The organism is Bacillus sp. HU-1818, from assembly GCF_022695965.1.
Lineage (GTDB): Bacteria > Bacillota > Bacilli > Bacillales > Bacillaceae > Bacillus > Bacillus atrophaeus.
Genome location: NZ_JAAPBE010000002.1, coordinates 719614 through 744719, shown reverse-complemented (window position 1 = coordinate 744719; position 25106 = coordinate 719614). Strand labels below are relative to the sequence as shown.

At 43.5% G+C, this 25106-nt stretch carries 28 protein-coding genes and 1 pseudogene; 8 read left to right on the top strand and 21 right to left on the bottom strand.

What is annotated here, in order from left to right:
• Positions 1 to 7: 7 nt before the first annotated feature.
• The 3 genes from GXP75_RS09080 to GXP75_RS09070 all read right to left on the bottom strand — a co-directional run bounded on the left by GXP75_RS09080 (position 8) and on the right by GXP75_RS09070 (position 1463).
• A complete protein-coding gene (locus GXP75_RS09080; RefSeq protein ID WP_242556640.1) occupies positions 8 to 748 on the bottom strand; it encodes an alpha/beta hydrolase in 741 nt (246 codons plus the stop codon).
• Positions 749 to 880: 132 nt separating this feature from the next.
• Positions 881 to 1111 (bottom strand): preprotein translocase subunit SecG, encoded by a 231-nt coding sequence (secG, locus tag GXP75_RS09075; RefSeq protein WP_003326907.1) that lies wholly within the window; start codon positions 1109 to 1111, stop codon positions 881 to 883.
• 163 nt (positions 1112 to 1274) lie between these two features.
• A complete protein-coding gene (locus tag GXP75_RS09070; protein ID WP_087941799.1) occupies positions 1275 to 1463 on the bottom strand; it encodes a helix-turn-helix transcriptional regulator in 189 nt (62 codons plus the stop codon).
• 196 nt (positions 1464 to 1659) lie between these two features.
• Here GXP75_RS09070 and rghR point away from each other — a divergent pair, with 196 nt between their 5' ends.
• The 4 genes from rghR (at position 1660) to GXP75_RS09050 (ending at position 4789) form a co-directional block, all read left to right on the top strand.
• Positions 1660 to 2064, top strand: coding sequence for a transcriptional repressor RghR (gene rghR, locus GXP75_RS09065; protein ID WP_242556639.1), 405 nt, complete (start codon positions 1660 to 1662; stop codon positions 2062 to 2064).
• A gap of 40 nt (positions 2065 to 2104) precedes the next feature.
• Positions 2105 to 2524, top strand: coding sequence for a helix-turn-helix domain-containing protein (locus GXP75_RS09060; RefSeq protein WP_242556759.1), 420 nt, complete (start codon positions 2105 to 2107; stop codon positions 2522 to 2524).
• Between the two features lie 99 nt (positions 2525 to 2623).
• On the top strand, positions 2624 to 2944 hold the full coding sequence (gene catR, locus GXP75_RS09055; RefSeq protein WP_003326903.1) for a catDE operon transcriptional regulator CatR: 321 nt from the start codon (positions 2624 to 2626) through the stop codon (positions 2942 to 2944).
• Between the two features lie 144 nt (positions 2945 to 3088).
• Entirely contained in the window at positions 3089 to 4789 is a 1701-nt protein-coding gene (locus tag GXP75_RS09050) for a methyl-accepting chemotaxis protein (RefSeq protein ID WP_242556638.1), read from the top strand.
• Positions 4790 to 4830: 41 nt separating this feature from the next.
• Here the strand turns inward: GXP75_RS09050 and GXP75_RS09045 are convergent, their stop codons facing one another.
• The 4 genes from GXP75_RS09045 to GXP75_RS09030 are packed head-to-tail and all read right to left on the bottom strand — an operon-like array spanning position 4831 to position 8277.
• Positions 4831 to 5514, bottom strand: a complete 684-nt coding sequence (locus GXP75_RS09045) for an ABC transporter permease (protein ID WP_003326901.1) — start codon at positions 5512 to 5514, stop codon at positions 4831 to 4833.
• An 18-nt stretch (positions 5515 to 5532) separates the two neighbouring features.
• The gene (gene opuBC / locus GXP75_RS09040; protein WP_277990702.1) at positions 5533 to 6474 is read right to left on the bottom strand and encodes a choline ABC transporter substrate-binding lipoprotein OpuBC; all 942 of its coding nucleotides are present in this window, start codon (positions 6472 to 6474) and stop codon (positions 5533 to 5535) included.
• A complete protein-coding gene (locus GXP75_RS09035; RefSeq protein WP_010789951.1) occupies positions 6464 to 7117 on the bottom strand; it encodes an ABC transporter permease in 654 nt (217 codons plus the stop codon). The genes opuBC and GXP75_RS09035 overlap by 11 nt, the downstream gene beginning before the upstream one ends.
• Positions 7118 to 7131: 14 nt before the next feature.
• Positions 7132 to 8277, bottom strand: a complete 1146-nt coding sequence (locus GXP75_RS09030; protein WP_242556636.1) for a betaine/proline/choline family ABC transporter ATP-binding protein — start codon at positions 8275 to 8277, stop codon at positions 7132 to 7134.
• 285 nt (positions 8278 to 8562) lie between these two features.
• On the opposite strand from GXP75_RS09030, the gene GXP75_RS09025 reads away from it, so the two are divergent.
• On the top strand, positions 8563 to 9096 hold the full coding sequence (locus GXP75_RS09025; protein ID WP_003326896.1) for a GbsR/MarR family transcriptional regulator: 534 nt from the start codon (positions 8563 to 8565) through the stop codon (positions 9094 to 9096).
• Between the two features lie 37 nt (positions 9097 to 9133).
• Here GXP75_RS09025 and opuCD read toward each other — a convergent pair whose 3' ends face one another.
• Genes opuCD through opuCA form a run of 4 tightly spaced genes read right to left on the bottom strand, consistent with a single transcriptional unit; the run spans position 9134 to position 12577 of the window.
• The gene (opuCD, locus tag GXP75_RS09020; RefSeq protein ID WP_063638003.1) at positions 9134 to 9814 is read right to left on the bottom strand and encodes a glycine betaine/carnitine/choline/choline sulfate ABC transporter permease OpuCD; all 681 of its coding nucleotides are present in this window, start codon (positions 9812 to 9814) and stop codon (positions 9134 to 9136) included.
• Positions 9815 to 9831: 17 nt separating this feature from the next.
• Positions 9832 to 10749, bottom strand: a complete 918-nt coding sequence (gene opuCC / locus GXP75_RS09015; protein ID WP_242556635.1) for an osmoprotectant ABC transporter substrate-binding protein — start codon at positions 10747 to 10749, stop codon at positions 9832 to 9834.
• 13 nt (positions 10750 to 10762) lie between these two features.
• Positions 10763 to 11416, bottom strand: a complete 654-nt coding sequence (locus GXP75_RS09010) for an ABC transporter permease (RefSeq protein WP_010789956.1) — start codon at positions 11414 to 11416, stop codon at positions 10763 to 10765.
• Between the two features lie 21 nt (positions 11417 to 11437).
• On the bottom strand, positions 11438 to 12577 hold the full coding sequence (gene opuCA / locus GXP75_RS09005; protein WP_242556634.1) for an osmoprotectant ABC transporter ATP-binding protein OpuCA: 1140 nt from the start codon (positions 12575 to 12577) through the stop codon (positions 11438 to 11440).
• Between the two features lie 262 nt (positions 12578 to 12839).
• Between opuCA and GXP75_RS09000 the strand changes: the two genes are divergently transcribed.
• On the top strand, positions 12840 to 13400 hold the full coding sequence (locus tag GXP75_RS09000; RefSeq protein WP_010789958.1) for a GbsR/MarR family transcriptional regulator: 561 nt from the start codon (positions 12840 to 12842) through the stop codon (positions 13398 to 13400).
• Positions 13401 to 13422: 22 nt separating this feature from the next.
• Here GXP75_RS09000 and GXP75_RS08995 read toward each other — a convergent pair.
• Positions 13423 to 13969: pseudogene (locus GXP75_RS08995) on the bottom strand (NAAT family transporter).
• 248 nt (positions 13970 to 14217) lie between these two features.
• On the opposite strand from GXP75_RS08995, the gene GXP75_RS08990 reads away from it, so the two are divergent.
• Complete coding sequence (locus GXP75_RS08990; protein WP_214916539.1) at positions 14218 to 14919, top strand: zinc ribbon domain-containing protein; 702 nt, start codon at positions 14218 to 14220, stop codon at positions 14917 to 14919.
• Positions 14920 to 14959: 40 nt separating this feature from the next.
• Here the strand turns inward: GXP75_RS08990 and GXP75_RS08985 are convergent, their stop codons facing one another.
• Positions 14960 to 16759: a zinc ribbon domain-containing protein gene (locus GXP75_RS08985; protein WP_242556633.1), complete on the bottom strand. Its 1800-nt coding sequence runs from the start codon at positions 16757 to 16759 to the stop codon at positions 14960 to 14962.
• Between the two features lie 121 nt (positions 16760 to 16880).
• On the opposite strand from GXP75_RS08985, the gene GXP75_RS08980 reads away from it, so the two are divergent.
• A complete protein-coding gene (locus GXP75_RS08980) occupies positions 16881 to 17345 on the top strand; it encodes a GNAT family N-acetyltransferase (RefSeq protein ID WP_242556632.1) in 465 nt (154 codons plus the stop codon).
• Between the two features lie 52 nt (positions 17346 to 17397).
• On the opposite strand, the gene GXP75_RS08975 is transcribed toward GXP75_RS08980, so the two are convergent.
• From GXP75_RS08975 to GXP75_RS08940, 8 genes are read right to left on the bottom strand one after another with little or no spacing between them, the layout of a single operon-like run.
• Complete coding sequence (locus tag GXP75_RS08975; protein ID WP_214916530.1) at positions 17398 to 18633, bottom strand: MFS transporter; 1236 nt, start codon at positions 18631 to 18633, stop codon at positions 17398 to 17400.
• Positions 18608 to 19528, bottom strand: coding sequence for a TIM barrel protein (locus GXP75_RS08970; RefSeq protein WP_214916527.1), 921 nt, complete (start codon positions 19526 to 19528; stop codon positions 18608 to 18610). Before GXP75_RS08970 ends, GXP75_RS08975 begins: the two co-directional genes overlap by 26 nt.
• A gap of 7 nt (positions 19529 to 19535) precedes the next feature.
• Entirely contained in the window at positions 19536 to 20213 is a 678-nt protein-coding gene (locus GXP75_RS08965; RefSeq protein WP_214916525.1) for a PIG-L deacetylase family protein, read from the bottom strand.
• Positions 20179 to 20934 carry a WbqC family protein gene (locus GXP75_RS08960; RefSeq protein ID WP_242556631.1) on the bottom strand — a complete coding sequence of 252 codons (756 nt, stop codon included), beginning with the start codon at positions 20932 to 20934 and terminating at the stop codon, positions 20179 to 20181. Before GXP75_RS08960 ends, GXP75_RS08965 begins: the two co-directional genes overlap by 35 nt.
• Complete coding sequence (locus GXP75_RS08955) at positions 20907 to 21785, bottom strand: peptidoglycan bridge formation glycyltransferase FemA/FemB family protein (protein ID WP_242556630.1); 879 nt, start codon at positions 21783 to 21785, stop codon at positions 20907 to 20909. The genes GXP75_RS08960 and GXP75_RS08955 overlap by 28 nt, the downstream gene beginning before the upstream one ends.
• Before the next feature lie 16 nt (positions 21786 to 21801).
• On the bottom strand, positions 21802 to 23055 hold the full coding sequence (locus GXP75_RS08950) for an aminotransferase class V-fold PLP-dependent enzyme (RefSeq protein WP_242556629.1): 1254 nt from the start codon (positions 23053 to 23055) through the stop codon (positions 21802 to 21804).
• The gene (locus GXP75_RS08945; RefSeq protein WP_214916518.1) at positions 23021 to 23950 is read right to left on the bottom strand and encodes an NAD-dependent epimerase/dehydratase family protein; all 930 of its coding nucleotides are present in this window, start codon (positions 23948 to 23950) and stop codon (positions 23021 to 23023) included. The genes GXP75_RS08950 and GXP75_RS08945 overlap by 35 nt, the downstream gene beginning before the upstream one ends.
• Positions 23947 to 25077: a DegT/DnrJ/EryC1/StrS family aminotransferase gene (locus GXP75_RS08940; protein ID WP_242556628.1), complete on the bottom strand. Its 1131-nt coding sequence runs from the start codon at positions 25075 to 25077 to the stop codon at positions 23947 to 23949. Before GXP75_RS08940 ends, GXP75_RS08945 begins: the two co-directional genes overlap by 4 nt.
• Positions 25078 to 25106: the final 29 nt, after the last annotated feature.

Below are 25106 nucleotides of genomic sequence, written 5' to 3'. Positions count from 1 at the left end.
CTGTTTGTTACCAATTCAGCTTTTCTAAAAATTCATACACGTCTTGATGCACGATATCCCGTTCTTTATCCAGAGTAATCACATGGCCGGAATTTTCGTACCATTTCAGCTGCTTATCGTCTGTTTCAACCTCGTTGTAAATGATATTGGCACTTTCAGTATTAATCATATGGTCATGCCGTGCCTGAACAACAAAGGTAGGAGAATAAATCATATCGACATTTTTACGCACATCGGCAATCAGTTCTTGCAGCGCTTGCAGCGTATTCATTGGCGTTTTTTCGAATTCTTTCATTTCCAGCTCAATTTGGTCCGGTTTTTTTCCTTCAAATTTTTTATAATTGCGCGCGTACGAAAGGACTCCTTGATACATGACTTCCTCACTCTTAATATGCATCGGGGCGCACATAGGAACAATTCCCTTTATGGGTACAGTGTAACCCAATTTCAGCGAAAAAACCCCTCCAAGCGACAGCCCGCAAGCGGCAATGCTGTCATATCCTTCTGATTTCAAATATTCATATCCGTCCATGACATTCTTCCACCAGTTTTCAGGCCCTGTATGGACCAGTTCTTCGGGAGGAACGCCGTGTCCGTCATATTGAGGGGCATGGCATGTATAGCCCCTTTCATTGAGATAACGGCCAAGCATTCTGACATCCGCCGTATTCCCTGTAAAGCCATGCAGCAAAAGCACCGCTTTGTTTCCGCCTTTAAATGTAAATGGTTTTGGTGTCACAACTTTCATGCTCATAACTCCTTTTCTTCTGCACGATCATTTTAGTTTTCCACAATATCATAAGAAACAAACGCCCGGAACGAATTGCCCGAAACGAGAAAAAAGGCCTGACTTCACATCAGACCTTATACAAGAATTGCCCTATAATATATAAGCTAGCGAAATCGTTAAAACGAAAAACAAGGCTGACAGCACAACGGTTATGCGGTGTAGTATTAAATCAAGCCCTCTTGCTTTTTGTTTTCCGAACAGCTGCTCCGCTCCGCCTGAAATAGCACCTGACAAACCGGCGCTTTTACTGGATTGAAGCAATACGACAATAATAAGTGCAATACTGACGATAACCAACAAGGTAATCAAAACTGCGTGCATTCCATACACCTCCAGACTGACTGGCCTACATTATGTTCTATTTTACATGAAAAGCTTGGGCATGTCACGCTGTATTCATACGTATGCTTCTTGCCCCCAGCTGGAAAAAACGCACGCACGATCCCCATCATAAAAAAATAACAGCCGGCATTCCTGTATTCATCTACCGTTGACTTTTGTCAACAAAATCATAGTAAAATAGGTCTTCAAACCGCATATCAAAATAATACAGCATTTTTCCGATGACCAGCTGTCCCGGCCGTCTTTCTCCATTCAGTACGCGGCTTAGTGTGGCGGGGGAAATTCCGATCTCCAGAGCAAGCTGGTTTAGCGAAAGGTCTTTATTGACCATATATTGCAGCACATAATCTCTTCTAATCTGTATCTTTTCTACCACTTTCCTCACCTACCGTTCTTCAGTAACTTTTTTCTATATATTTAACATACGGCTTTTGTTAACTTTTGTCAATACATTTCCAGTCCAGCTATTCCCTTTAGTCAACAAACATACTAAAATATGAGTAACAGTGAGGGACGGGGTGAACGAAATGGAATTTGGAGAACAATTAAGAACGCTGCGCGAAGAGAGAAAGTTAACAGTCAATCAATTGGCCATCTATTCCGGTGTCAGTGCCGCAGGTATATCCAGAATTGAAAATGGCAAACGCGGTGTGCCGAAACCCACCACCATTAAAAAGCTGGCCGAAGCCTTAAAGATCCCTTATGAAGATCTCATGAAAAAAGCGGGGTATATCGAGGAAATCCGCGAAGCCCGGGAAACGTACAGCACAAGCTGCAAGCTGATTGAAAAAGCGCAGAGCTATCAATTAGAAGACCTGTCACTTCTCAAAAAGGAGAAATGGAATTATTTATCTAAAGAGGACTTGGTGATGCTGGATAATTATTTCGCCTTTTTATCAGATGAAGCGAAAAAACGCATTGATAACGAGTAAACACAAACCATCCCACACAGAAAAAAGCGAGGTGAGAATAGTGACCGCGTTCGGAGAGCAATTAAGAGCGCTTCGTAAGGCACGCCATTTAACAGTCAACCAGCTGGCTATTTACTCCGGCGTCAGCTCGGCGACGATTTCGAGAATCGAAAACGGCAAACGGGGAATTCCTAAGCCTGCGACAATCAGAAAACTGGCGGGTACGCTAAAGATGCCATACGAAAACCTGATGGCAGCCGCTGGGCATATCACTCCATTTCCGGATGAAATCCGCGAAGCGTCGGAAAGCTATCAATCCATCTATTCCATATACCAGACGGCTGTTGCCAAAAGAGCTGAGCACCTTTCTCTTTTCGATTGTAAAAAATGGCAGTATTTTTCCAGACAAGATCTTGAAAACCTAAGTAAATACTTTGATTTTTTAGCCGCTGAAGCAAAAAACCGCATCTCTTCTTCTTAATCATTCAGTTTTTCCCGCTTATTCCCTTCATTTTAACAAGCGCCATACGTACGTTCCCTCGTTATTTGCGTTATAATAGCTTTAGACGAGGTGAAAAGTATGAACCAATCAGAAATGTGCCCTAGATTTGAGAAAGCCGTCGACATCTTGAGTAAACGCTGGGTCGCCTTAATCGTCTTTCAACTATTAAATGGACAGCAGCGGTTTAGTGAAATTGAAGCAGCACTGCCAAATCTAAGCGGCAGAGTTCTATCAGAAAGGCTGAAAGAACTTGAGCTTGAAGGAGTGGTCAAACGGGATGTCATTCCGGTAACTCCTGTTCGTATAGAATATTCTTTAACAGAAAAGGGAAACGCGTTAGCTCCCATTCTTAGTGAAATTTCTAAATGGTCTTCTGAATGGATTGACCCCTCCTTATAATCATTTACGAAAAACGGCAATCTTCTGCCTTCAGAGGATATGCCGTTTTTCTTTTTTCATCTTTTATTGATAATGTCCTGTGAAAAATGCGAGCGTCAGCCGATATATACATTAATCAAATTACTTTTAAAGGAGATCACCTAGATGCGATTAACGATTTCTCGCAAATTTAGTCTTGTTTTTATATCCCTGATGGTCATTATGCTGCTTGTTGGCGGTTTGGGAGCCTTAAACATGCAGCATATCATCAAAAAAACAGATGAAATCAATACAAAATGGATAGATGGAATCAAAGAGATTACGACGGTTAACTACCTGACCGAACACCTTTCAGCCCAAGAGAAGGATTTTCTGATCTATAAGGATAAAGAGAAAATGGACTCCCTTGAAAAGACAATGGGAACAACGCTTAATGAGGTCAATGATAAGCTTAAGCTGTATGAAAAAACCATCTCAAGCTCCAAAGAACGGGAAGTCTATGAAAAGCTGACAAACGAGGTCAAAACATATTCTGACATCCACTCGCAAATCATTGAGAGCGGGCGGACAAATGATATAGACAAAGCAAGAGGATTACTGGTTCAAACTGAAGCCAGCTTTGAGGATATGAAAAAATCAATCAGCCAGCTGGTCAATTTGAATAAAGAGGGCAGCAATTCTGCAGTAAAGGAAACTGACGACATTTATCATAAAGGGCTGATATTAACGGCACTGCTTCTGGCGGCCGCCATTGTGATCAGCGTCCTGTTTTGGGTCTATATTAATCGAAAAATCGCAAAACCAATCATTCACATGAGGCAGGCGGCAAATGAAATTGCCGGAGGAGATCTTTCGAATGATATTGAGGACTTAACCTCCAAAGATGAAATCGGGGATTTGAATGAAGCCCTTCAAAAAATGGTGGGAAATCTAAGAGATATTGTCGGATACTCCAAAGACATCTCAAATCGTGTTCTCACATATTCACAAGTCTTAACAGCGGCAACAAATGAATCAAGATCAGGCAGCCAGCATATTACGGAAACGATGAATGAAATGGCGGAAGGCTCCGAGCAGCAGGCTCAGGACGCCGTTACCATCGCCGAGTCGATGAATGAATTCACAGATAGCATTGATCAAGCTTATCATCACGGAATGACCATCAGCAGCACCTCGCAAAATGTTCTTGAACTGGCGGTCAGCGGAAATGAAAATATGGATACATCATTAAAACAAATGCAGTCCATTCATCATATTGTCCAAGAAGCCGTTCATAAAGTAAGGGCCCTTGAACAGCACTCCCAAGATATAAACAAGCTTGTTCAAGTGATCAACGGCATCGCGGAGCAGACGAACTTATTATCGTTAAACGCCGCGATTGAAGCCGCCCGCGCAGGAGAAAGCGGCAAGGGCTTCGCTGTGGTGGCCGAGGAAGTGAGGAAGCTGGCAGACGGCGTTTCTGGCTCGGTTCAGGACATCACCCGGATTGTCAACGGAACCCAGAAGGATATCCATGGTGCGATCCAATACTTGGAGAGCAGTTATACCGAAGTAGAAAAAGGAACTCAGCATTTATCTGAAACCGGCCAGGCCATGCATAATATCAAGCAATCCATTACACTTGTGGCCGGCAGTATAAAAGAAGTAACAGACGGATTGAAGCACCTAACTGACCAATCCATTACGATCAATCAGTCAATTGAAAATATCGCTTCCGTGTCCGAAGAATCAGCAGCCGGCATTGAAGAAACATTCTCGGTTACAGAGCAATCCAGCCATTCGATGGACCACATCTTATCGAATGCAGAAGAGCTGGAAAAGCTGGCCGAGGAGCTGAATGAACGGATGAATCGGTTTACAATTTAATTAACATCAAAAATCCCCCTCATGTCGTGAGGGGCATTTTTTTATGCAGCCGGCTGCGCACCTTTCGGCTGCACCCTTTTTTTCTTTTTCACAGGGCTGAGCGCGCGTTCCAGCCATGCCATTAACAGATCGGCAGCCACCGCCATCACGGCTGTCGGTATCGCGCCTGCCAGAATAATCGCGGTTCCGTTTGTCGCGTTTGAGCCCCTGACGATCATATCGCCGAGACCGCCCGCGCCGACGAATGTTCCGATCGCCGTAATGCCGATGGCGATGACAAGCGCCGTGCGGAGGCCCGCCATGATGACCGAAAGCGCCAGAGGAAGCTCCACCATGCGGAGCACCTGAAATTTCGTCATGCCCATCGCTTTTCCTGATTCCAGGTATGCGTGCTCAATGCTGACAATGCCTGTGTACGTGTTTCGGATAATCGGCAAAAGCGAATACAGGAATAAAGACAAGATTACCGTATTGGCGCCAAGCCCCATCACAAGCATCAAGACGGCGAGCATGGCGAGCGCGGGAACTGTCTGAATCACATTCGTTACGGCAAACACCCAGCCTGAGACGCGCCGATACCGGGCGATGAAAATTCCGACTGGAATGCCGACGATCGCCGCAAACAACACGCCGTACGCCGACATCAGAAAGTGCCGGTAAAATTCATACATGACGTAGCTTCCATTTTGTGAATAGTACGCCATCAGCTGTTCTAGCACATTCACTTGATGCATCCCCTTTCTTTATTCAAAGTAATTGTGTTTTTGCAAGTATTCTTTTGCCACGACTGACGGCTCTTTCAGCTTTCCGTCCACTTCGTAGTTCAGCTCCTGCATTGTTTCCGTATCAATTTGACCGAGCATCTTTTGAATGATGCCTTCAAGCTGAGGATGCTCTTTCAAGACTTTTTCGGGAACGACCGGAGAGCAGTCATACGGCGGAAAGAAGCGTTTGTCATCCTTTAAGATTTTCAGGTCGTAGGATTTAATTCTCCCATCGGTTGAGTACGCTAAAACGATGTCCATTTTGCCGTTTTTCACCGCATCGTACACGAGGCCGATTTGCATCGGGAATGTTCCGCCGAACTTCATGCCGTAGGTTTTCGTGAAATCCTCATACCCGTCTCCTTTACGCTTCATCCAATAGTTGTCAACGCCGAGCTTCAGATCAGCCGCCTGTTTTTTCACATCTGAAACCGTTTCAAGATGATATCGGTCTGCAAGCTCCTTTGAGACGGTAAAGGCATATGTATTATCAAAGCCATACGAATCATACCATTTGAGATCGTACCTTTTTTTAAATTCCCGCTGTGTAAGTTTTAATGCTTTCTCAGGGTCCTTTTCAGCATCCATTCTGAGTGTGCCTGTCAAAGCGTCACCAGTGTAACGGGTCGCGGCAATATCAATTTCTCCGCTCATCAGCGCCTGCTGCTGAACCGCATTGGAGCCGAGATTTTTTATCGTTGTTGTTTTCAGATCTGTGTTATGTTCGATCAGCTGTCCAAGCATGCTGGCGATGATTTCCGACTCGCTCATGCTTTGCGCGCCGATTTTAATCGTCTGATCGGACGCTGCGCTGAGTCCCGGAAGCGAACAGCCGCTCAACAGCAATACAAACAAACACGCAAGCCCACCGAGCCGCTGGATGTGTTTCTTTTTCACAACAGCCACCTCCTTATGAAACATTCTTCAATCCTTGCAATCCATCAGGTGTGACTTTTCGTTCCGTCACCGCAAGCAAATAATCTATGAGAATCGCCAAAATTGTGACCGGCACCGCTCCGCCGATGATATATTCAGGCTGATACAAATTCAGGCCGATAAAAATATAATCACCCAGTCCGCCGCCTCCGATAAAGGACGCGAGTGTCGCCCAGCCGATTAAATAAATCGTTGAAGTTCTGACACCCGCCATAATGACAGGCACAGCGAGCGGAAGCTCAACAAGGCGGATTTGTTCGCCTGCGGTCATGCCGATTCCCTTTCCTGACTCAAGCAGATTTTTGTTCACACCGAGAATGCCTGTATACGTGTTTCTGAGAATCGGCAAAACGGAATAGAAAAATAGAGCCACGATAGCCGGAACCTTTCCCACTCCTAACAGCGGGATAAAAAAAGCGAGAATCGCCAAACTCGGCAAGGTCTGAATGATATTGACAATGCCGATGACCAACCCGGCGCCTTTTTTCATTCTCGTTAAGGCAATACCAAGCGGCACAGCGACAAGTATGCCTAATATGACGGCGATGATAGAAATATATAAATGCTCCCATGTTTTATAAAGCATTTCTCCGCCATTGGTTTGTAAAAATTGAACGGTCTGATTCATGTTTTACCACCTCCTCATGACATAACCGCGAGCTGATTTTCTTCTCCCCATATCGACTCATAGACGATGTCCACGAGACTCGCTCTGGTCACAATGCCGACCAGGTGATGATCTTCGTCAACTACCGGCACATATTTCACGCCCCGTTTCAAGATCTTATGAACCGTATCACGCAATAAGGTGCTGCTTAACACAGTGTAAATATCAGGATTCAGCACTTCCGCCACAAGCTTTGCCTTTCGACGATGCTGATCAATCATCTCCACGTCCACAAAGCCTAGCAGGACGTTTCGGCTGTCAACGACAAGCAAGGAGTCTACACGGTGCTCCCGCATCACTTGAATGGCTTCTGAGAGGGTTTTATCTGCCGTAATGGTAACAGGATGCCTGTTCATGATCTGGTCAACACGCTCCATATCGGGGCTTGACGACTGAATCAGCCGTTCCTTGCCGATAAACTCCTCTACAAATTCGTCTGCAGGATTTCTCAAAATCTCATCTGGCGTTCCGACCTGTACGATTTCTCCCGCTTTCAAAATGACGATCCGGTCTGCCAGTTTAATCGCTTCATCCATGTCATGGGTAACAAATACGATGGTTTTATGTAAGGTTTTTTGCAGTTTTTTAAATTCTTCCTGAAGGGAATCCCTCGTAATCGGGTCAAGCGCCCCGAACGGTTCATCCATTAAGATAAGCGGCGGTTCTGCTGCAAGTGCCCGTAACACACCTATTCTCTGCTGCTGTCCTCCGCTTAATTCGTGTGGATAACGGTCTAAATATTCCGGTCCCATATCGACCAATTTTAAAAGCTCTCGCGCCCGTTCTTTTCGTTTTTCTTCCGGCCATTTCAAAAGTTTCGGCACAAGCGCAATGTTTTGCTGAATCGTCATATGGGGAAACAGCCCGATCTGCTGAATGACATATCCGATTTTTCTCCTCAGTTCTACCGGGTCCTGCTCCATAATGTTTTCACCGTCAATAGAAATGGTGCCAGATGACGGCTCAATCAGCCTGTTGATCATTTTCATCGTTGTCGTTTTTCCGCAGCCGCTCGGTCCGATAAAACAAATAAATTCGCCCTTTTCGATCTTCAAGTTAATGCTGTTGACGGCTTTTTTCCCGCCTTTATAGTTCTTCGAGACATTTTCTAATGTCAGCAAACATGAACACCTCCGTAATTAAATTCATTCAATTTGTTAAATTCGTATTTAATTTTTCAGAAAATTGAGCTTTAACCATTATAAATTAAACTTTATAAAATAAAAAGTTTACAATATGTTCATATTATATATAAAGTATGTGTAAGCCTTGATTTATGCCTATGCATCACCGATGTTCTTATATTTGCTCCAATTTCCTGCCAAATTCTCTATTTATAGCATTTTCGTTGTATTAAAAATGTGGTATATTGACATCGGAATTGCCATCTGAAAGGATTGAAACTGTTGGAGAAGGATCCGTTAACAATCATCGAACAAGCAGAGGACCATTTAATAGACAGAATCGCGGAAAATATGCACACGTTCGGAATGCCTTCGACTGTGGGGCGAATTTTGGGCATTATTTATATGAATCGCAAACCCATGACGTTAAACGAATTATCAGAAGAAACCGGCATGAGCAAAACAAGAATGAGCCAGGTCGTTCGGGAAATGCTTGATGTGAATATAGCCGAAAAAGTATTTGAAAAAGGCGTGCGTAAGGATCTATACGATGTAGAGCAGGATTACTACCAAACCTTTATCACATTATTTTCGGCAAACTGGAGCAAGGTGGTCAGCAAAAATAAAATGATGCATAAAAAGCTGAACCGCGAGCTGCTGACTGCTCTTGAGGGCGACCTTTCCCCTGAGGCCGAAGTGAAAATAAATGAATTGCTCAAAGAATTAAAGGAATGGCTCGATTACTATAACTGGATCAGCCGTTTAATTGAATTTTTTGAGAGTGAAGAGGTTTTTAAGCATGTCCCGAAACCATAAAAAAAACGCCTTAGCTACTAGGCGTTTTTTTAAACCATCAAGATACAGCAGTCGGTTTCAGCTGTTTTCCTTTTTTCTTTTTCACAGGGCTTAACGCGCGTTCAAGCCAGCCCATCACCAAATCGGCGATAACCGCCATGAGAGCGGTCGGAATCGCGCCGGCTAAAATAATCGCGGTGCCGTTTGTCGCGTTTGAGCCTCTGACGATGATATCGCCGAGTCCGCCCGCGCCGACGAATGTTCCGATCGCCGTAATGCCGATAGCAATGACAAGCGCCGTTCGGAGGCCTGCCATGATGACCGAAAGCGCCAGCGGCAGTTCCACCATGCGGAGCACCTGAAATTTCGTCATACCCATCGCTTTTCCTGATTCCAGGTACGCGTGCTCAATGCTGACAATGCCTGTGTACGTGTTTCTGATAATCGGCAAAAGCGAATACAGAAATAAAGACAAGATCACCGTATTGGCGCCAAGCCCCATCACAAGCATCAAGACGGCGAGCATGGCGAGCGCGGGAACTGTCTGAATCACATTTGTAATCGCGAAAATCCAGCCGCTTAATGCTCTGTATCTGGCAATGAAAATCCCTGTGGGAATGCCGATAACAGCCGCGAATAAAACGCCATACACTGACATCAGAAAATGGCGGTAAAACTCATGCAGCACGTAACCCCCGTTTTGTGAATAATAAGTGCCAAGCTGCTGTAACACTTCCATCTGCTTCCCCTCGTTTCTTACTCAAAGTAATCGTGTTTCTCCAAAAATTCTTTCGCCACGACTGACGGTTCTTTCAGCTTTCCATCCACTTCGTAGTTCAGCTCCTGCATTGTTTCCGTATCAATTTGTCCGATCAGCTTATTCAAAAGGCCTTCAAGCTCCGGATGCTGTTTCAGCACTTTCTCGGGAACAACCGGCGAACAGTCATAAGGCGGGAAAAATTGCTTGTCGTCTTTTAAAATTTTCAAATCATACGCCTTAATCCGTCCGTCTGTAGAATAGGCAAGGACGGCATCCATCTTTCCGTTTTTTACTGCGTCATACACAAGACCAATCTGCATCGGATAGGTTGTGCCAAACTCAAACCCATACGTGCTGACAAATCCATTGTAGCCGTCGCCTTTCCGCTTCAGCCACGCATTGTCGACTCCCAGCTTGTATTTGTCTGCGTTTTTCTTAATATCTGAAACGGTATTCAAATGGTCTTTCTCAGCAAGCTCTTTTGACACAGTAAACGCGTATGTGTTTTCAAACCCGTAAGAATCAAACCATCTATATTTAAAACGCTTCTCAAACTCTTTTTGCACAATATCCAGCGCTTTTTTGGGGTCTTTCTCCGCCTCCATTCCGAGGGTGCTCGTTAAGTCCGTCCCGGAATAACGGGTGGCGGAAATATCAATATCACCGCCGACCATCGCCTGTTGCTGCACATAGTTGGAGCCGAGATTTTTAATTAATGCTGTATTCAAGTCCGTGTTATGCTCGATAAGCTGAGCGATTATGTTCGCTAATATTTCCGACTCTGTAATGCTCTGCGCGCCAATTTTAATCGTTTGATCTGAAGCTCCGCTGAGCCCCGGCAGTGAACAGCCGCCTAACAGCAGAGCTGAAGCGAGAGCGAACGCGCCAAACCATCTGATTCGTTTATTTTTCAAGACAGCCAACTCCTTATGAAACTTCCTTCATCCCTTGCAGTCCTTTCGGTGTCACTTTCCGTTCCGTTACAGCCAGCAGATAATCAATTATAATTGCTAAAATCGTGACCGGCACCGCGCCTCCGATGATATATTCAGGCTGATACAGGTTCAATCCGATAAAAATATAATCACCGAGTCCGCCGCCTCCTATAAAGGACGCGAGTGTCGCCCAGCCGATCAAATAGATGGTAGACGTTCGGATTCCCGCCATAATAATCGGCACCGCAAGCGGAAGCTCGACTAACCGGATCTGCTCCCAGCCGGTCATTCCGATTCCTTTTCCTGACTCCAGCAGGTTCTTGTTTACCCCTTGAATGCCTGTATAGGTATTTCTGAGAATCGGCAGTACGGAGTAGAAAAATAACGCGACAATAGCCGGTACTTTTCCTACGCCAAGCAAAGGAATAAAAAAGGCTAAAATGGCAAGGCTCGGCAATGTTTGCACAATATTGACGATACCGATGATCGTGCCGGCTCCTTTCTTCATTCTCGCCAGAACGACACCGAGCGGAACGGCAACAAGAATGCCTAATATAACGGCAATAATAGAAATATATAAATGCTCCCATGTTTTATAAAGCATTTCTCCGCCGTTCGTTTGCAAAAAATCTATAAACTGATTCATTCTAAAGAGCACCTCCTCACATTATGTCGTCACTAATTGGTCTTCTTCTCCCCAGATTGAATCGTACACAATGTCCACAAGGCTCGCTCTCGTCACAATGCCGACCAGATGATTCTCTTGATCAACTACCGGAACATATTTGATTCCCCGTTTTAAAATCTTGCGGACCGTATTGCGAAGGAGGGTTCCGCTTTGCACCGTATAAATATCAGAACGGAACACATCACCGACAAGGCTTGCTTTTTTCCGTTTTTCATCTATGATTTCGACATCGACATAGCCCTGAAGCACGTTTTGCTCATCAACAACCAGCAGTGAATCCACACGTTGTTCTCTCATCAATTGAATGGCTTGAGAAAGTGTTTTATCCGCCGTAATGGTAACTGGCTTTTTATTCATCATTTGCTCAACCCGCTCGATATCAGGCCGGGATTGAAGCAGCCTTTCTTTTCCGATAAATTCCTCTACGAATTCATTAACCGGATTTCGGAGAATGTCATCAGGCGATCCGACTTGGACGATCTCTCCTCCCTTTAAAATGACGATACGATCGGCAAGCTTAATGGCCTCATCCATATCGTGGGTTACAAAGACAATGGTTTTGTTTAATGTTCTTTGCAGTTTTTTGAATTCTTCTTGAAGAGAATCTCGTGTAATCGGATCAAGCGCTCCGAACGGTTCATCCATTAAAATAAGGGGAGGTTCCGCTGCCAGCGCCCTTAGCACGCCGATTCTTTGCTGCTGGCCGCCGCTCAGCTCATGGGGATAACGTTCTAAATATTCAGGTCCCATATCAACAAGCTTTAACAGCTCTCTTGCCCGTTCTTTCCGTTTATCTTCCGGCCATTTCAGCAGTTTCGGAACGAGTGAAATGTTTTGCTGGATGGTCATGTGGGGAAATAAACCAATCTGCTGGATCACATAGCCGATTTTTCTTCTCAGCTCAACCGGGTCCTGCTCCATGATGTTTTCACCGTCGATAAAAATCTTGCCTGACGAAGGCTCAATCAAACGGTTAATCATTTTCATTGTCGTTGTTTTTCCGCAGCCACTCGGCCCGATAAAACAGATGAACTCGCCTTTCGCGATATCTAAATTGATGCTGTTGACAGCTTTTTTTCCGCCTTTATATATTTTTGAAACATTTTCTAATTTCAGCAATCCGTGCACCTCCAACAGGTTTCCGTTATTTTTCTGAAAAGTATAACCTTTATTATATTATAAACTTTATAAAATAAAAAGTTTACAATGTGTTGAAATTACATGTAATACACATATTATTTATTGTTATGACATAACCAGCGGCAGTGTTCTTACAATCTCTCTCATTTCCTCCCTTATCCTCAGCATATAAACGTTTTCAACAACTGCCAAAAATATGATATATTGACAACATGAATTGTCAGTGAAGGGATGATCATCTGTGGAAAAAAATGCTCTTGAAATCATCGAACATGCTGAGGAGCACCTCATTGAGAAGATTGCGGAAAATATGCATACGTTTGGAATGCCCGCTACTGTCGGGCGTGTGCTCGGCATCATTTATATGAACCGCAAGCCGATGACGTTAAGCGAGCTTTCTGAAGCTACCGGAATGAGCAAAACACGGATGAGCCAGGTTGTCCGGGAAATGATAGATGCCAACCTTGCGGAAAAAGTGTTTGAAAGAGGGGTCAGAAAGGATCTCTACGACGTCGAACAGGACTACTATCAAACCTTCATTTCTTTATTTACAGCGAATTGGACAAAAGTCGTTAGCAAAAATAAAATGCTCCACAAAAAACTCAGCCGCGAGCTGACTGATCTATTAAAAGAGGAAAACCTGAGTCCTGAAGCAGAAGCGAAGGTTGACCAGCTTTTGATTGAATTAAAAGAATGGCTTAATTATTATGATTGGCTGAGCCGCTTAATTGATTTTTTTGAAAGCGAAGAAGTTTTTCAATATGTCCCCAAAACAATAAAAAGCAGCTCCCTCAGTGAATAAAAGGGAACTGCTTTTTTTATCGTTAAGAAACAAGTACAGGAAACATTCCTTTCAGACCTGCTCCGATCATTCCGGCTGCTGCCACCGCCAGAATCAAACCCATTAGCCGGGTAATCACATTCATCTCCGTCTTGCCAAGCTTATATGGTCACACTGATGTAATGGCCGGCTCCGATATGTCAGGCTGATAATCTCATAACGGTCGCATTCGGGATTGATAGCGGCGGCACCGAAATATCCGCTTTTTCCTTACTCTCTCTATGTTCATCTTGATGAAGAGATTGTACATGAGACTCTTTTGCATTTAATAAAATGATAGGCGATGCCAAAAATAAAAATGCCGCCCGCCACCCGAAGTGCGTGAATATTGATGTCAAACAGCTTAAAAATTAGCTGGCCGAATATAAGAAACGCCGGCAAAAAAATGATAGAATGACAGCCTTATGTGCGATGGCAGTTCTTTCTTTAGCTGTACAGCCTTCCGTCAGCGTAATAAAAATCGGAACATTGCCGATTGGATTGGAGACTGCGAATAAGGATACAAAAATATGGATGATAAATGAGAACATTCTATGCCTCCTCGCTCTGTTATATGATCTTTTGATCCCGGCTGAACATTTATTCCTGCTCCTCTAAAGGGCTGTTCAGCGAAAACATTCCAGAATGCAGACGTATGGCTCGTTTTTTTGTCCGGGTTTGGTTAGCCGGCCAAAGAAGACAAAATTATATTTTAGAAATAAGGTTCCTTTTCAATTTTTTTCTTTTATAATTGTAATTAGTACAATATCCCTATATTACAAGGAAAAGGAGTCAAAGTATGTATTGTCCTCAATGCGGCCATCAAACGGATGGCGGAAAGTTTTGTGAAAAATGCGGTTCACCTTTGCCACGCCAAACGGGCGAAAATCAAGGAGCACAGGCGGGAGCTGAAGCTGCAAAACAAGCAGCAAAGCAGTTCGGTTCATTTGTCCTAGCCGTTCTGAAACGACCTTATCAGGAATGCAAAACAACAGGCGGAGAACAGCTGATCAGCGGAATGATTACAATGGTGCTTTTCAGTTTACTAACTCCGCTGATGTTTTATATTCTTTTTTCAGACGGTCCCGGCAGTGCGAGCTTTACAGAAATCTTTTTAAAGCCAACCATTTACTTTGCCCTTTTTATTTTCGGGTTGCATGCATTGATCTTTTTTTCCTTAAAAATCGCGGGAAACCAAGTGTCATTTAAAGATTCACTCTCCAGATTTGGTGCGTTTCTTATTCCCTTTACGGCTATTTTGATTCTTGCACTTCTATTGTTTTTATTACATACAGAGCTTTGTTTCACCGTGTTAGTGATTGGTTTAATCGGCGCATTCTTCGCTATTCCTCCTGCGATGTTGAGCAGTTACCAGCATTCGTATAAAGGAAAGGCTGATATCATTTACTCAACCATTGTGATTTATCTGATCACGTGCGTTGCGTTTCGGTTAATCATCGAACATTATATCAAAGAGATTTTCCGTTATATCTTCTTTTAAAAAAACAACCCCATCGCCTGCTGGTGATGGGGGTTTGTTTTTATTGAATAGACGTTAAATAAATTCTTCCGTCCTTTACTGTGCCTGTGTAGGTCCAGTTGTACGTTCTCCGCTTTGTACTGCCGCCTGATTTTGTAATATCAAATTCTTCATATGTTTTAAATGTGATATTCGAGCCGCTTTGACTAAAGCTTTTTACCTCTACATCAATAAATACTTCGGTCGTTCCCTCGCTGCTCAGCTTCTTAACCAATTTCTGCTGGTCATTATATAATGAACTTCCTTTTTCCAAATTGCCTTCCATGACCGCAAATTCATTTAAATTCACTGCGGTTGATTGATTTGTCAGATAATCAACCATAAATGATGTAACTTGCTCTTTTGTAAGTATGCCGGAATTAACTTTAGACTCATTTGATGATGCCCAGGCGGAAGTGTATATTTTAGGATTTTCATTTTTTAGAGTTTTCATGTGGTCTCCTATGGCTTCAGAAGTGATCTCCGCACTCTCAAGCTTCCATTTTTTTTGTTTTTTATCATATGACAAATAATAACGATAGGCTGTATGTGCTTGTGTCATCTCAGGTTCTGTATAATCATCAAAATACGATGATTCGTGAAGTTCATTTCCGTTCACTGAAACAATCCATTGTCCCTTGTCACTTTGTGAAATAGAAAATGAATCGAGATCGTAATCTGTTTCTATATACTTACCCTTATAATACATATGATTGCTCTTCATCTCTGATATTTGTTTTTTCGTTTGAGCTTTAACATCGGATGACGCATTTGTCATCTGTTCAGTTTTTCCATCGGAAAAGGCAGCCGTGTATTGCTCAGTAGCCTTATTTATGGTTTCTATGATATTTTCTTTTGTTTCTTTATCAGGAACTAATCTCAGCTTCATGTTGCTATCAGTAATTGGCATTGCATCAGTCTTTTGCTTGCCCCATGGAAAGTCAGTTTTCACAGTCGCCGTCATACTGCCATCAGTCAAAAGAGGGCCGTATGTAAAAGTTTTGAACGGATCCTTATGTATGGATACTCCGTTAATCAGCAAATCTCCCTTCGCGCTTTTGATGTCATCCGCTAAGCTGAATGTCACATCGTCTGCTTCCAATGAGAGATCAACACGAAAGCTGTTATCACCAACCGCCTGAATTTCTTCCTTTTTCACAAGATCGACTACATCGTTTTTCAGTTTGGCTGAGACTGTATATTCGCCGGGAATGTACGGTCCGAGAGTTTGTGCTTGATCTGCTTTATTTATAGATCCTGCATCCTCTTTATTCACATAGAGATCCGTATTTTTATAATTGCTGGTTACTTCAAAATAAACAGGTGTAATCTTTAAATCATAATGGTCAAATACTAGCAAGCTTTTCCCGTCTTTCTCCGCGTATACGATTTCTTTTTGGGCTGTTTCAGCACGCAGCGATGCAAAAAGCTCATCTTTTTTGTCAGGATGATCCTTTAAATATGTAAGAAACGGCTTTACATTATTTTTAGTCAGCTTAAGCTTGTCATTTACCGGCGTAAGGAGAGACGCGATTTGATCTTTATCCTCATCATTTACAGCCTGTTCAAACTTGTCGACTAACCTATCCTTTGAAGTCAAGTACGCTCCGGTTTTATATGCGGCGAATAATATGACGCACGCTGCGGCAATGCTGCTCCATAACATGATGGTTTTCTTAGGGATCGGCTTGCGCGGAACGGCTGAGCTTTCTGCAGCACTTGCTGTTTCCGGCCTGCTCCCCCCTCCTATTGGGGTTCCGCATTGTTTACAAAACTTTGCCCCTTCATTATTCTTTTGGCCGCATTCCTTACAAAAAAACATGACTTTCCTCCTATTCAATTCTACTAACTTGTATAACATTTCCTATCTTATATATCTTATAATAGAATGGATTGAAATTGGAGCGAATTAGTAAAATATATAACGATAACAAAAAGGTGGAGTGAATATGCAACTCAGCATTCAAAAAGCAACAGAAGCGAATCAGGCGCTATATGAACTTCTGCTGCTCGCGGATCCTTCAAAGGAAATTGTTGATGAATACCTGGTAAGAGGCGAATGTTACGAAGCTTGGATCGGCAGCGAACTGGCAGGAGTCTATGTACTCTTAAAAACCAGACCGCAAACGGTTGAAATCGTCAATATCGCTGTGAGAGAATCTATGCAGAACAAAGGTATTGGTAAACGCCTTGTGCAGGATGCCATTGAAAAGGCGAGAGGATGGGGAGCTGACACAATCGAGATCGGTACTGGAAATTCCAGCATTCATCAGCTGTCTCTCTATCAAAAGTGCGGGTTCCGGCTGCAGGCTATTGACCATGATTTTTTTATCAGACATTATGAGGAGGAGATTTTTGAAAACGGCATTCAGTGCCGGGATATGGTGAGGCTTTATCTTGATTTATAAAAAGAAGCGGCTGCCGCAAAATATTCGGCTGCCGCTTCTTTTTGATGTCCTGTCAGACAGACCGATCTGCTTTTTCATGTGATGTTCTTTGAACAATCTGCATTACTGACAGAGTGAAGAAGATTAAAATGAGAGATAGTCCTATACTCAGAAAAATGTAGTTTGCTGTCAATAATAACAAAAGTGCCGTATATAAAGCAGCAGAAAGCGGCTCTCCCATCTTTACGATAGAAAAAATAAGAGCAAAGATCCTCCCAAAATAAGCGGTCGGAACTGTTTTTTGAAAATACAGCACCGTTTGCACATCGATATATGAAATGATGATGCCAAGCATAAGAAAGATCACGCATTCAAATCCGTGAAGCGGAAAGAACAAGATCATAATAAGTGCCCCCGCCCCCGTTAAAGTCCGCGGATATAAGCGGACTAGATGTTTCGTATTCCACTTAAAAAATACAGCCAGATTTCCTAACAGCATACCCGCCTGGAACATTGCATACATAACGGCAAACCAGACCGAATAGTCCTTACCAAAACGTTCAACCGCAAGAATCGGCCCCATAACCGAAATCAGGCCGGCGATTACAAGGTTGACAATGAAAAAATAACCGACAGATGTCAGCCATGTCTTATTTCCTTTCAGCATCCTATAACCGGCCTTCATATCTTCTGTTCCTTTGCTTTTTTGCACAATAGGTTCTGATGTGCGAATGAGCAGAATCAGCACGGCAGAGATAAAAAAAGCCGCCCCATTTATCGTAAACAGAAAGCTAAACGGGATCGTGGCCAGTAACACACCGCATATCAGTTTTCCGACGATCAAGCCTATTAAATCACTTGTATTCATTAAAGAAGTCGCCTGATCCAGATGTTTTTGGCGAACAAGCAACGGAATGAGCGCAACTTTCGCAGGCGCGAAGAGCATCGATTGCAGAGAAAGAAAAAAAGCGCACGCTCCCGCTATCCATACGGATAACAAATGGTTTGCGCTAAGTACCGCCAGAAGCACCATAATGGCGGCTCTTCCCGTGTTGCATATATATAAAATAGATTTTTTACGAAAAGAGTCTATCAATGGCCCCGTTAACACTCCAAATGTTAAAGGCACAAGTTCAATAAAAGAAATAACGCCGACAAGAATTTTGCTGCCGGTTAAATCCAAAACAAGGAGCGGAAGCGCAATCAGCCATACACCATCCGCCGCCGAAGAAAACACCTGCGCAGCCCAAAGTCTTGCATAACTCGGTGTTCGATATGTCTGATTACGACTGTTTTTTATCCTTTTCATCAGAAGCACCGCCGAACCATTCTAGAGTTCTCCATGATTGTTGCCTTTGTGTATAATCCGTTTCCATCACTTCAAATACAATACCCATTTCATCATCCTGATGACGCGTTTTCAACTTCTCTGTCGCTTGTCGGAGCAGGCGTTCATCAATGGTTCCTGTTTTGGGATGCTGCCCCTCAAAACAGCGGACATCCCCATGCGGAAAAGCAAGCTGTCGAAAGGAGCTGAAATGATAATGTTTAATGGCTTCTTCTAACGAAAGAAACTGAAAAAAATCGGGATACTTCAATGTTTCATTTCGAAACATAAGAGAGGATGATAAGTGCGTCTGGTAGGTGATTGCCCAGTGGCATATATCCCATGTAATGCCGACATGCTTCAATTTCAATTGAACCAGCTCTTCAAAATCCTCAGGATAAATAAAAATTGGATCAAAATCTTCACCCAGGTTTCCGATAATCGGAAGGTTTTCGACACCGATCCAAATATCCGTGCCTTTCAAATCCTCATCAAACTCTGCAAAAAATTCAATAATTTTTTTACGGTTTCCTTGCAGATCATATTGTTGAAATTCTTCTACATTCATAAATTGATTGGCGTGAACCGTTATGCCCTTCGCATCGTATTTCACAGCGAGCTCCGCAAAATGGAGGAGCTGATCTTTGATGCGTTTTTCATGAATATAATCTGCATTGTCCGTGGGAAAATGCAGCGTTAACAGAGACGGAAGCAACTGTTGTGCGTATGCGAGTGTTTGATTGATCTTTTTCACATAATCTTTTTCTTCAAAAGAGCGGCCGTCAAAAATATTAGCTTCAAGCCCGTACCCTTCTTCGACCCATCGGCCATCGATTTGTTTCGGATCAAGTCCGAAAAAAGGAATTTGAGCAATCATAAGGCCCTCACCATGTTCCTCTCACAAGCATAAACGCTTCCGCCGCTTTAAAGCCGGATTTTGCGCCCCATACATACGCATTATTTTCTATCGCTTGCAGGGAGCGGGGATGGGGAAAGTCTCTAAGCTCAGACCCGTAGCACGCCATGGCCTTCAGCTTCATATCAAGCTCTTCCTCAATATTGATGAAATAATTGGCGTGAAATTGATCCTTCTGAAGATAATTCCATTCTGTCGAAGATAAAGTTTCATAGGCCAGCACCTGTTTAACAAAATTACCGGGGAGCGGGCGGGTTGCCGTCATCACCGCTCTGAATACGACGGTGTGATCAATGTTAATATCTCCTCCGTACTGGGTATACACAATATCGGGCTGAAACCGCTCGATTTGTTTTTCTGCTTCTTTCACAACATCTAATAAATCCATAGAATCAAGTCTGTTATCAGGCAGGTTTAAGCGGACAAAATCTTCAATACCAAGAGTGCTGAGTGCCTGTTTCGTTTCATTGTTTGAATCTTGCATAATTGAATTCTCAGGTTTTTCATAATCAGCTTTTCTTGACGATTTCCCCTCTGCCATGATGACCGCTGACACATTGTCCCCTTGGCGCACATGTTTAGCCAGCGCTCCGCCGACTCCGATAATCTCATCATCTGGATGTGCCGCAAACACCATTACTTTCATCATATTGCCCTCCTTTGACTAGCGTTTCCGCCATATCGGCTCCGCAGTTCATCAGCATATCGATCATGGAAAGATGAGGAATATGCTCTCCAAATAACTGCGGGTACTCAATCGATCTAATGGTCTGATATTCAATGGCAATTCCATCTCTTTCAAAATCACTTTCTATTAAATAGTCCGATCCTTGGCTCCCTGAATAGTATCGGCCGGCTCCCAGCTCTTGACAAAGAGCAAGAACAAAATCACTTTTTTTCTCATTACGGCACTCAAGCTCTGAAACATAACAAATGGGCGTTGAGATGCGCAGCTCTTTTAGAAAAAACTGAATGATATACATGTTCAATTCATGGAGATACTCCCAATCCCTTTGATATATATCTTCAAAAAAGGCTCGATATTGTTCAAAGTAAGGCGCTTTTGCGTAGTTCATTTGGATCGCCATCCAGTGTTTTCTTTGCCAGTCCTGTGTCTGGTCGATTTTCATATGGCGCAGCTCGATTTCCTTGTAGTTCTTCATCTGTAAAGGAACGGTCAGCCATCTGGGGCCTTGGGGCGTTTTAATTCGGTTTCTGTTAAGAAATCCTTTTTTCTCAAATTGAGCCGTGTCATGAATGGCAAATAGATCAGATTTATGAATTTTTTCAAAAAAACCATACCACGGAATGTAGCTGGATTGATGACCGCTCACCACTTTTACTCCGCTGCCGTAAATTGTAGACATCGTTTCTCTTCAGCTCCCCAATATCGTTTCGGTCTCGCAATCTCTTTACTGTGAGAGTAGCCAAAATCAGCCCAACGAAGCTTGGCATTAATGGCAAACTGTAATGCGTCCCGCATTAATAAATAGGATGCCTGTACTTTTTTACCGTCGAGACTGTTTACATTTTGCCAGTAATAAAAATGAGAGCTGTCATAGAGAAAAATACTGCTGCTAATCAGTTTTTGTTCTAGAAACGCCCCCACCCAAAAGACTCGGCTGCTAAGATTCTCAAGCAGCCTCTGAAAAAAAGATAATCGTAATACGTATTGAGCGCCAATTGCTGCTGAATGCGCTTTGTACAGGTCATAAAATTCATTCAGCTCTTTTTGCCCGATTTGCCGAATGGTTACACTTTCCTTTTCTGCGTATCTGACAGCTGTGCGAGCTTTTCCTGAACAGCTCGTCCATAGCTCTTCAAATGTGTCCGGCAGCGTTAACATATGTGTCGTTTTGACTTCCCATCTTGGTCCTAATTCTTCATTAAATGTGGCTTGATCGTGTGGCAGCAGCATCCTGGACATCTCCCGGCCAAATAAAGCCTTGATCTCTCTCTGCAGCCATTCAAACGAGATCGGCCCCTCTAAGAAAGGTCCGCCGTACCCAATCATATTGCCGCTGATATTGCCATTCTGCTCAAAAACAGGCACATAGACCGCTTGTCCGTCATCCGTTTTCAGTATGACTGGGTGAAATGAAGTATCGGGAAGCTCTTCCATAAGCTTTCCCCACTCATAGCTTTGAAATAGTGTCGCCTCGTGCGCGGCAGCGGCCTGATCCCATACTTGCTGACTATTGCATACGGTATTTTGCATGTTTTATCACCAACATTCAGTTCTTATTCTGATGCTCTGCAAACTTTAAAACGGTTTCGGCAATTTGCCTTGTCTGTTCTTCTGTCAACGGCGGTTTGAACGGCAATGAAAGGACTCTTTTCCAAAACGGATTTTCATCAGCCTGCGTTGCATATGTTTGATAAATCGGAATGAGATCGAGAGGGAGGTAATTCCAGCAAGTTTGAATTCCTTTTTCGGCTAAATAAACGGAGCAGGCATACCGCTCCTCTTCTTGCGGAAATACAATCGTCAAGTAATTCAAACACTCTCCCTCTTTAGGCTGAATCATCTGTACGCCGTAAGTCGTTTCCGCCTGTTCAAATCGTTCTCTGGCTGTTTCTATATTTTTGGCTGAAGCTTTTATCAATTGATCTATTTTTGACAGTTGATATTCAATAATAGCTTCTCTTGAGGGATGCATCCGTAAAACAGAGACGACAGACGGATATTGCGGCAGAACCTCAAGCTTGCTTACTTTCATAGAAGGCACCAAACCAGTTTTCTTCAATACATATGAAATGGGCTGAGGCTGTTTTCGTTTCATCAGAGCTTGCATTCTTTGATTTTTCATATAATGTTTATAATCAGATATCACTTGCCTGCGCTTTTCCATTGGCGGCCTGTCTTGTTGGCAGAGAAAATCTTTGGTCGCAATTAAAGCTCCTCCTCCAATGCTGGCAAGAGGCTTGGACGGCCCAAAGCTTAAGATGCCGAAATCCCCCAATCCGCCCGCATATACTCCGGCTTGCTTCGTAAACATCGCTTGGGCAGCATCATCAATGATATAAATGCCATTCGCTCTTGCCCAGGCTATTATCTCCGGATTTTCACTTCGGCCATATACATGCGTCAAAATAATGGCGCATGTATGCCGAGTCGCTTTTTTTCTGGCATCCGAAACGGACAGGGACAAATCAAACTCCAATTGGGCAAAAACCGGTGTTGCTCCACACTGAAGGATCGCATCAATCACATTTGGACAATTAAAGGATGACAGAATGACTTCTTTACCAGGTCCGGCTCCCGAATAGGTCAAGGCCAGCACCAAAGCCGCACTGCCGCTTGATGTTAATACAACGCCTTTTTCATATCGTCTCTCCAGTTTCTCAGCTAACCGGCTTTTTGTAGCTGTAAACAAGGATTTGGCTGCATGCAAACGGCTTATGCCTGAAAGCTGTCCGGGATAAATGGGGAACTTGATCTCCTCCGGGTGTTTAGGATAATGATAGCTTGTGTTTTTTTCTTTCATCTTTAATAATCCTCAATCCTTCATCAAGGCTGACTTTGGGAACATATCCAAGCAGACGTTTTGCCTTATCAATGGAAGGAGCCCGTTTAAAGATTTCAATGTCTTTACCCCTGACACCGTCTTCTCCCAGCTTTTTGAATATGTAATGTTCTTTGCTTCGGCCGGAGATTTCATTGATTTTCTCAGCCAGTTCTTTTATGGTGATCGGCTGGTCATTCCCAATATTAAAGTCTTCAAATTCATTACCCTCATGTACGAGAGCAAGGTACGTTCCATTGACAATGTCGCTGATATAGCTGAAGCATCTGATTTGCCCGCCGTCTCCATAAAGCGGAAGGTCCCGGCCGGACTCGGTCAGGCTGAAAAATTTGTTCATGACAAAATCTTCCCGCTGCTTCGCGCCATACACATTAAAGTACCGGACAACACGGATATGTAACTGTTCTGACGCTTGTTCCCTCAGATATTCTTCTGATTTCAGCTTCGCTTTTCCATATGCAGATTTCGGAAGCTTTTGGCTGGTCTCGGTAAAAGGAAAGTCAGGCGAATCCCCGAAAACTTCTGAACTTGATGAAAACAGAAGAGTGCTGATCCCTAATTCTTTGCATACCTCGGTTACATTTTTCGTTCCCTCAAAGTTGACCCGGATGACGTCCTCACCATTACTGCGGCAGCTGTCTACACCGACCATTGCCGCCAAATGAACGACGGCATCCGCTCCCTGCAATGATTCACGAAGTGTTTGTTGATCTAAAATATCCGCATAACGGAACGGTGCATCAGAATTCGGCTTTTTTTGATCTACAATGGTCGTGTAAAAACCCTTATCTTGCAGTAATGCTGCCAATTCACTTCCGATAAAACCTGCGCCTCCGATGATTGCAATGTGTTTCATTGTCGAACCCCCTTCTCGATAGTTAAAGTTTCTTTAATAGACTGAATGATATATTCACAATCTTCCTCAGATAATTGACTATACAAAGGAAGTGACACAATTTCGGTAAAAATTTTCTCCGTTACCGGCAGTTTTGCGGGAAAATGCTCTTTATAATACGGATGCATATGCACAGGGATAAAGTGGACGCTAAGACCGATATTTTTCGCTTTCATTTCCTCGATAAACAGGTCTCTGTCCATCCCGCTGCGCCCTTTAATTCTAAAAATAAATAAATGCCATGAGTGCGTAATTCCGGTAGGTATATCAACGAGAGGAAGCCGTGACGAGTCAGCTGAATCAGCAAGCTCGGCAGCATAGTAATGAGCAATACGCTCCCGCTTTTCTTGAATGTCGATAGCCCTGCTTAGCTGTACCAGTCCCAGCGCCGCCTGTATATCTGTCATATTGTATTTAAAACCGGGCAATAAAACGTCATATCTCCAGCTGCCTTTTTCACCGTAGCGGTTCCAGGCATTCTTCGTAATGCCGTGCCAGCCGTACAGTCTGGCCCTCTCTGCCGCTTCGCCGTCTTTCACAATGAGAGCTCCGCCTTCTCCGGTTGTAATATTTTTTGTAGCGTAAAAGCTGAAGCAAACCGCGTCGCCATGAGTGCCTATCATTGTTCCGTTATATTGAGTCCCAAGCGCGTGGGCGGCATCTTCAATTAAATACAGTTGATTTTCTTTGCATATTGCATCTAGCTCATCCAAATCTGCCGGATAGCCCGCAAAATGGACGGCGATTACCGCTTTGGTGCGTGGAGATAATTTTTGTCTGACATCCTCGGGGTCTATACATAAATCAGCCTCCCGAATGTCTGCAAAAACCGGGGTTGCCCCGACATGCAAGATGACATTGACACTCGAACAAAATGTAAAGCTCGGCACAATGACTTCATCGCCTTCTCCTACACCTAGCGCAAGTAAGGCCATATGTAAGGCAGCGGTTCCTGAATTACAGCTGATCACGTGTTCGGCTCCTGTAAATTCACCTAGTTGTTTTTCGAATTCAATCACCTTTGGACCTTTTGAAATCCAGCCTGATTGCAGTGTTTCAGTTACACTTGCTATTTCTTCATTTGTCATATCTGGTTTATGAAAGGGGATATATCGGT

Coding starts and splice junctions, on each gene's coding strand:
- secG (WP_003326907.1), bottom strand. CDS start 1,111: ATGCACGCAGTTTTGATTACCTTGTTGGTTATCGTCAGTATTGCACTT.
- GXP75_RS09070 (WP_087941799.1), bottom strand. CDS start 1,463: ATGGTCAATAAAGACCTTTCGCTAAACCAGCTTGCTCTGGAGATCGGA.
- GXP75_RS08940 (WP_242556628.1), bottom strand. CDS start 25,077: ATGACAAATGAAGAAATAGCAAGTGTAACTGAAACACTGCAATCAGGC.
- GXP75_RS08990 (WP_214916539.1), top strand. CDS start 14,218: ATGTATTGTCCTCAATGCGGCCATCAAACGGATGGCGGAAAGTTTTGT.
- opuBC (WP_277990702.1), bottom strand. CDS start 6,474: ATGTTTCATAAGGAGGTGGCTGTTGTGAAAAAGAAACACATCCAGCGG.
- GXP75_RS08985 (WP_242556633.1), bottom strand. CDS start 16,759: ATGTTTTTTTGTAAGGAATGCGGCCAAAAGAATAATGAAGGGGCAAAG.
- GXP75_RS08950 (WP_242556629.1), bottom strand. CDS start 23,055: ATGAAAGAAAAAAACACAAGCTATCATTATCCTAAACACCCGGAGGAG.
- GXP75_RS09035 (WP_010789951.1), bottom strand. CDS start 7,117: ATGAATCAGACCGTTCAATTTTTACAAACCAATGGCGGAGAAATGCTT.
- GXP75_RS09080 (WP_242556640.1), bottom strand. CDS start 748: ATGAAAGTTGTGACACCAAAACCATTTACATTTAAAGGCGGAAACAAA.
- GXP75_RS09050 (WP_242556638.1), top strand. CDS start 3,089: ATGCGATTAACGATTTCTCGCAAATTTAGTCTTGTTTTTATATCCCTG.
- GXP75_RS08945 (WP_214916518.1), bottom strand. CDS start 23,950: ATGAAACACATTGCAATCATCGGAGGCGCAGGTTTTATCGGAAGTGAA.
- GXP75_RS08965 (WP_214916525.1), bottom strand. CDS start 20,213: ATGAAAGTAATGGTGTTTGCGGCACATCCAGATGATGAGATTATCGGA.
- GXP75_RS08975 (WP_214916530.1), bottom strand. CDS start 18,633: ATGAAAAGGATAAAAAACAGTCGTAATCAGACATATCGAACACCGAGT.
- GXP75_RS08960 (WP_242556631.1), bottom strand. CDS start 20,934: ATGTCTACAATTTACGGCAGCGGAGTAAAAGTGGTGAGCGGTCATCAA.
- GXP75_RS08970 (WP_214916527.1), bottom strand. CDS start 19,528: ATGATTGCTCAAATTCCTTTTTTCGGACTTGATCCGAAACAAATCGAT.
- catR (WP_003326903.1), top strand. CDS start 2,624: ATGAACCAATCAGAAATGTGCCCTAGATTTGAGAAAGCCGTCGACATC.
- GXP75_RS09010 (WP_010789956.1), bottom strand. CDS start 11,416: ATGAATCAGTTTATAGATTTTTTGCAAACGAACGGCGGAGAAATGCTT.
- GXP75_RS08955 (WP_242556630.1), bottom strand. CDS start 21,785: ATGCAAAATACCGTATGCAATAGTCAGCAAGTATGGGATCAGGCCGCT.
- rghR (WP_242556639.1), top strand. CDS start 1,660: ATGGAATTTGGAGAACAATTAAGAACGCTGCGCGAAGAGAGAAAGTTA.
- opuCD (WP_063638003.1), bottom strand. CDS start 9,814: ATGGAAGTGTTACAGCAGCTTGGCACTTATTATTCACAAAACGGGGGT.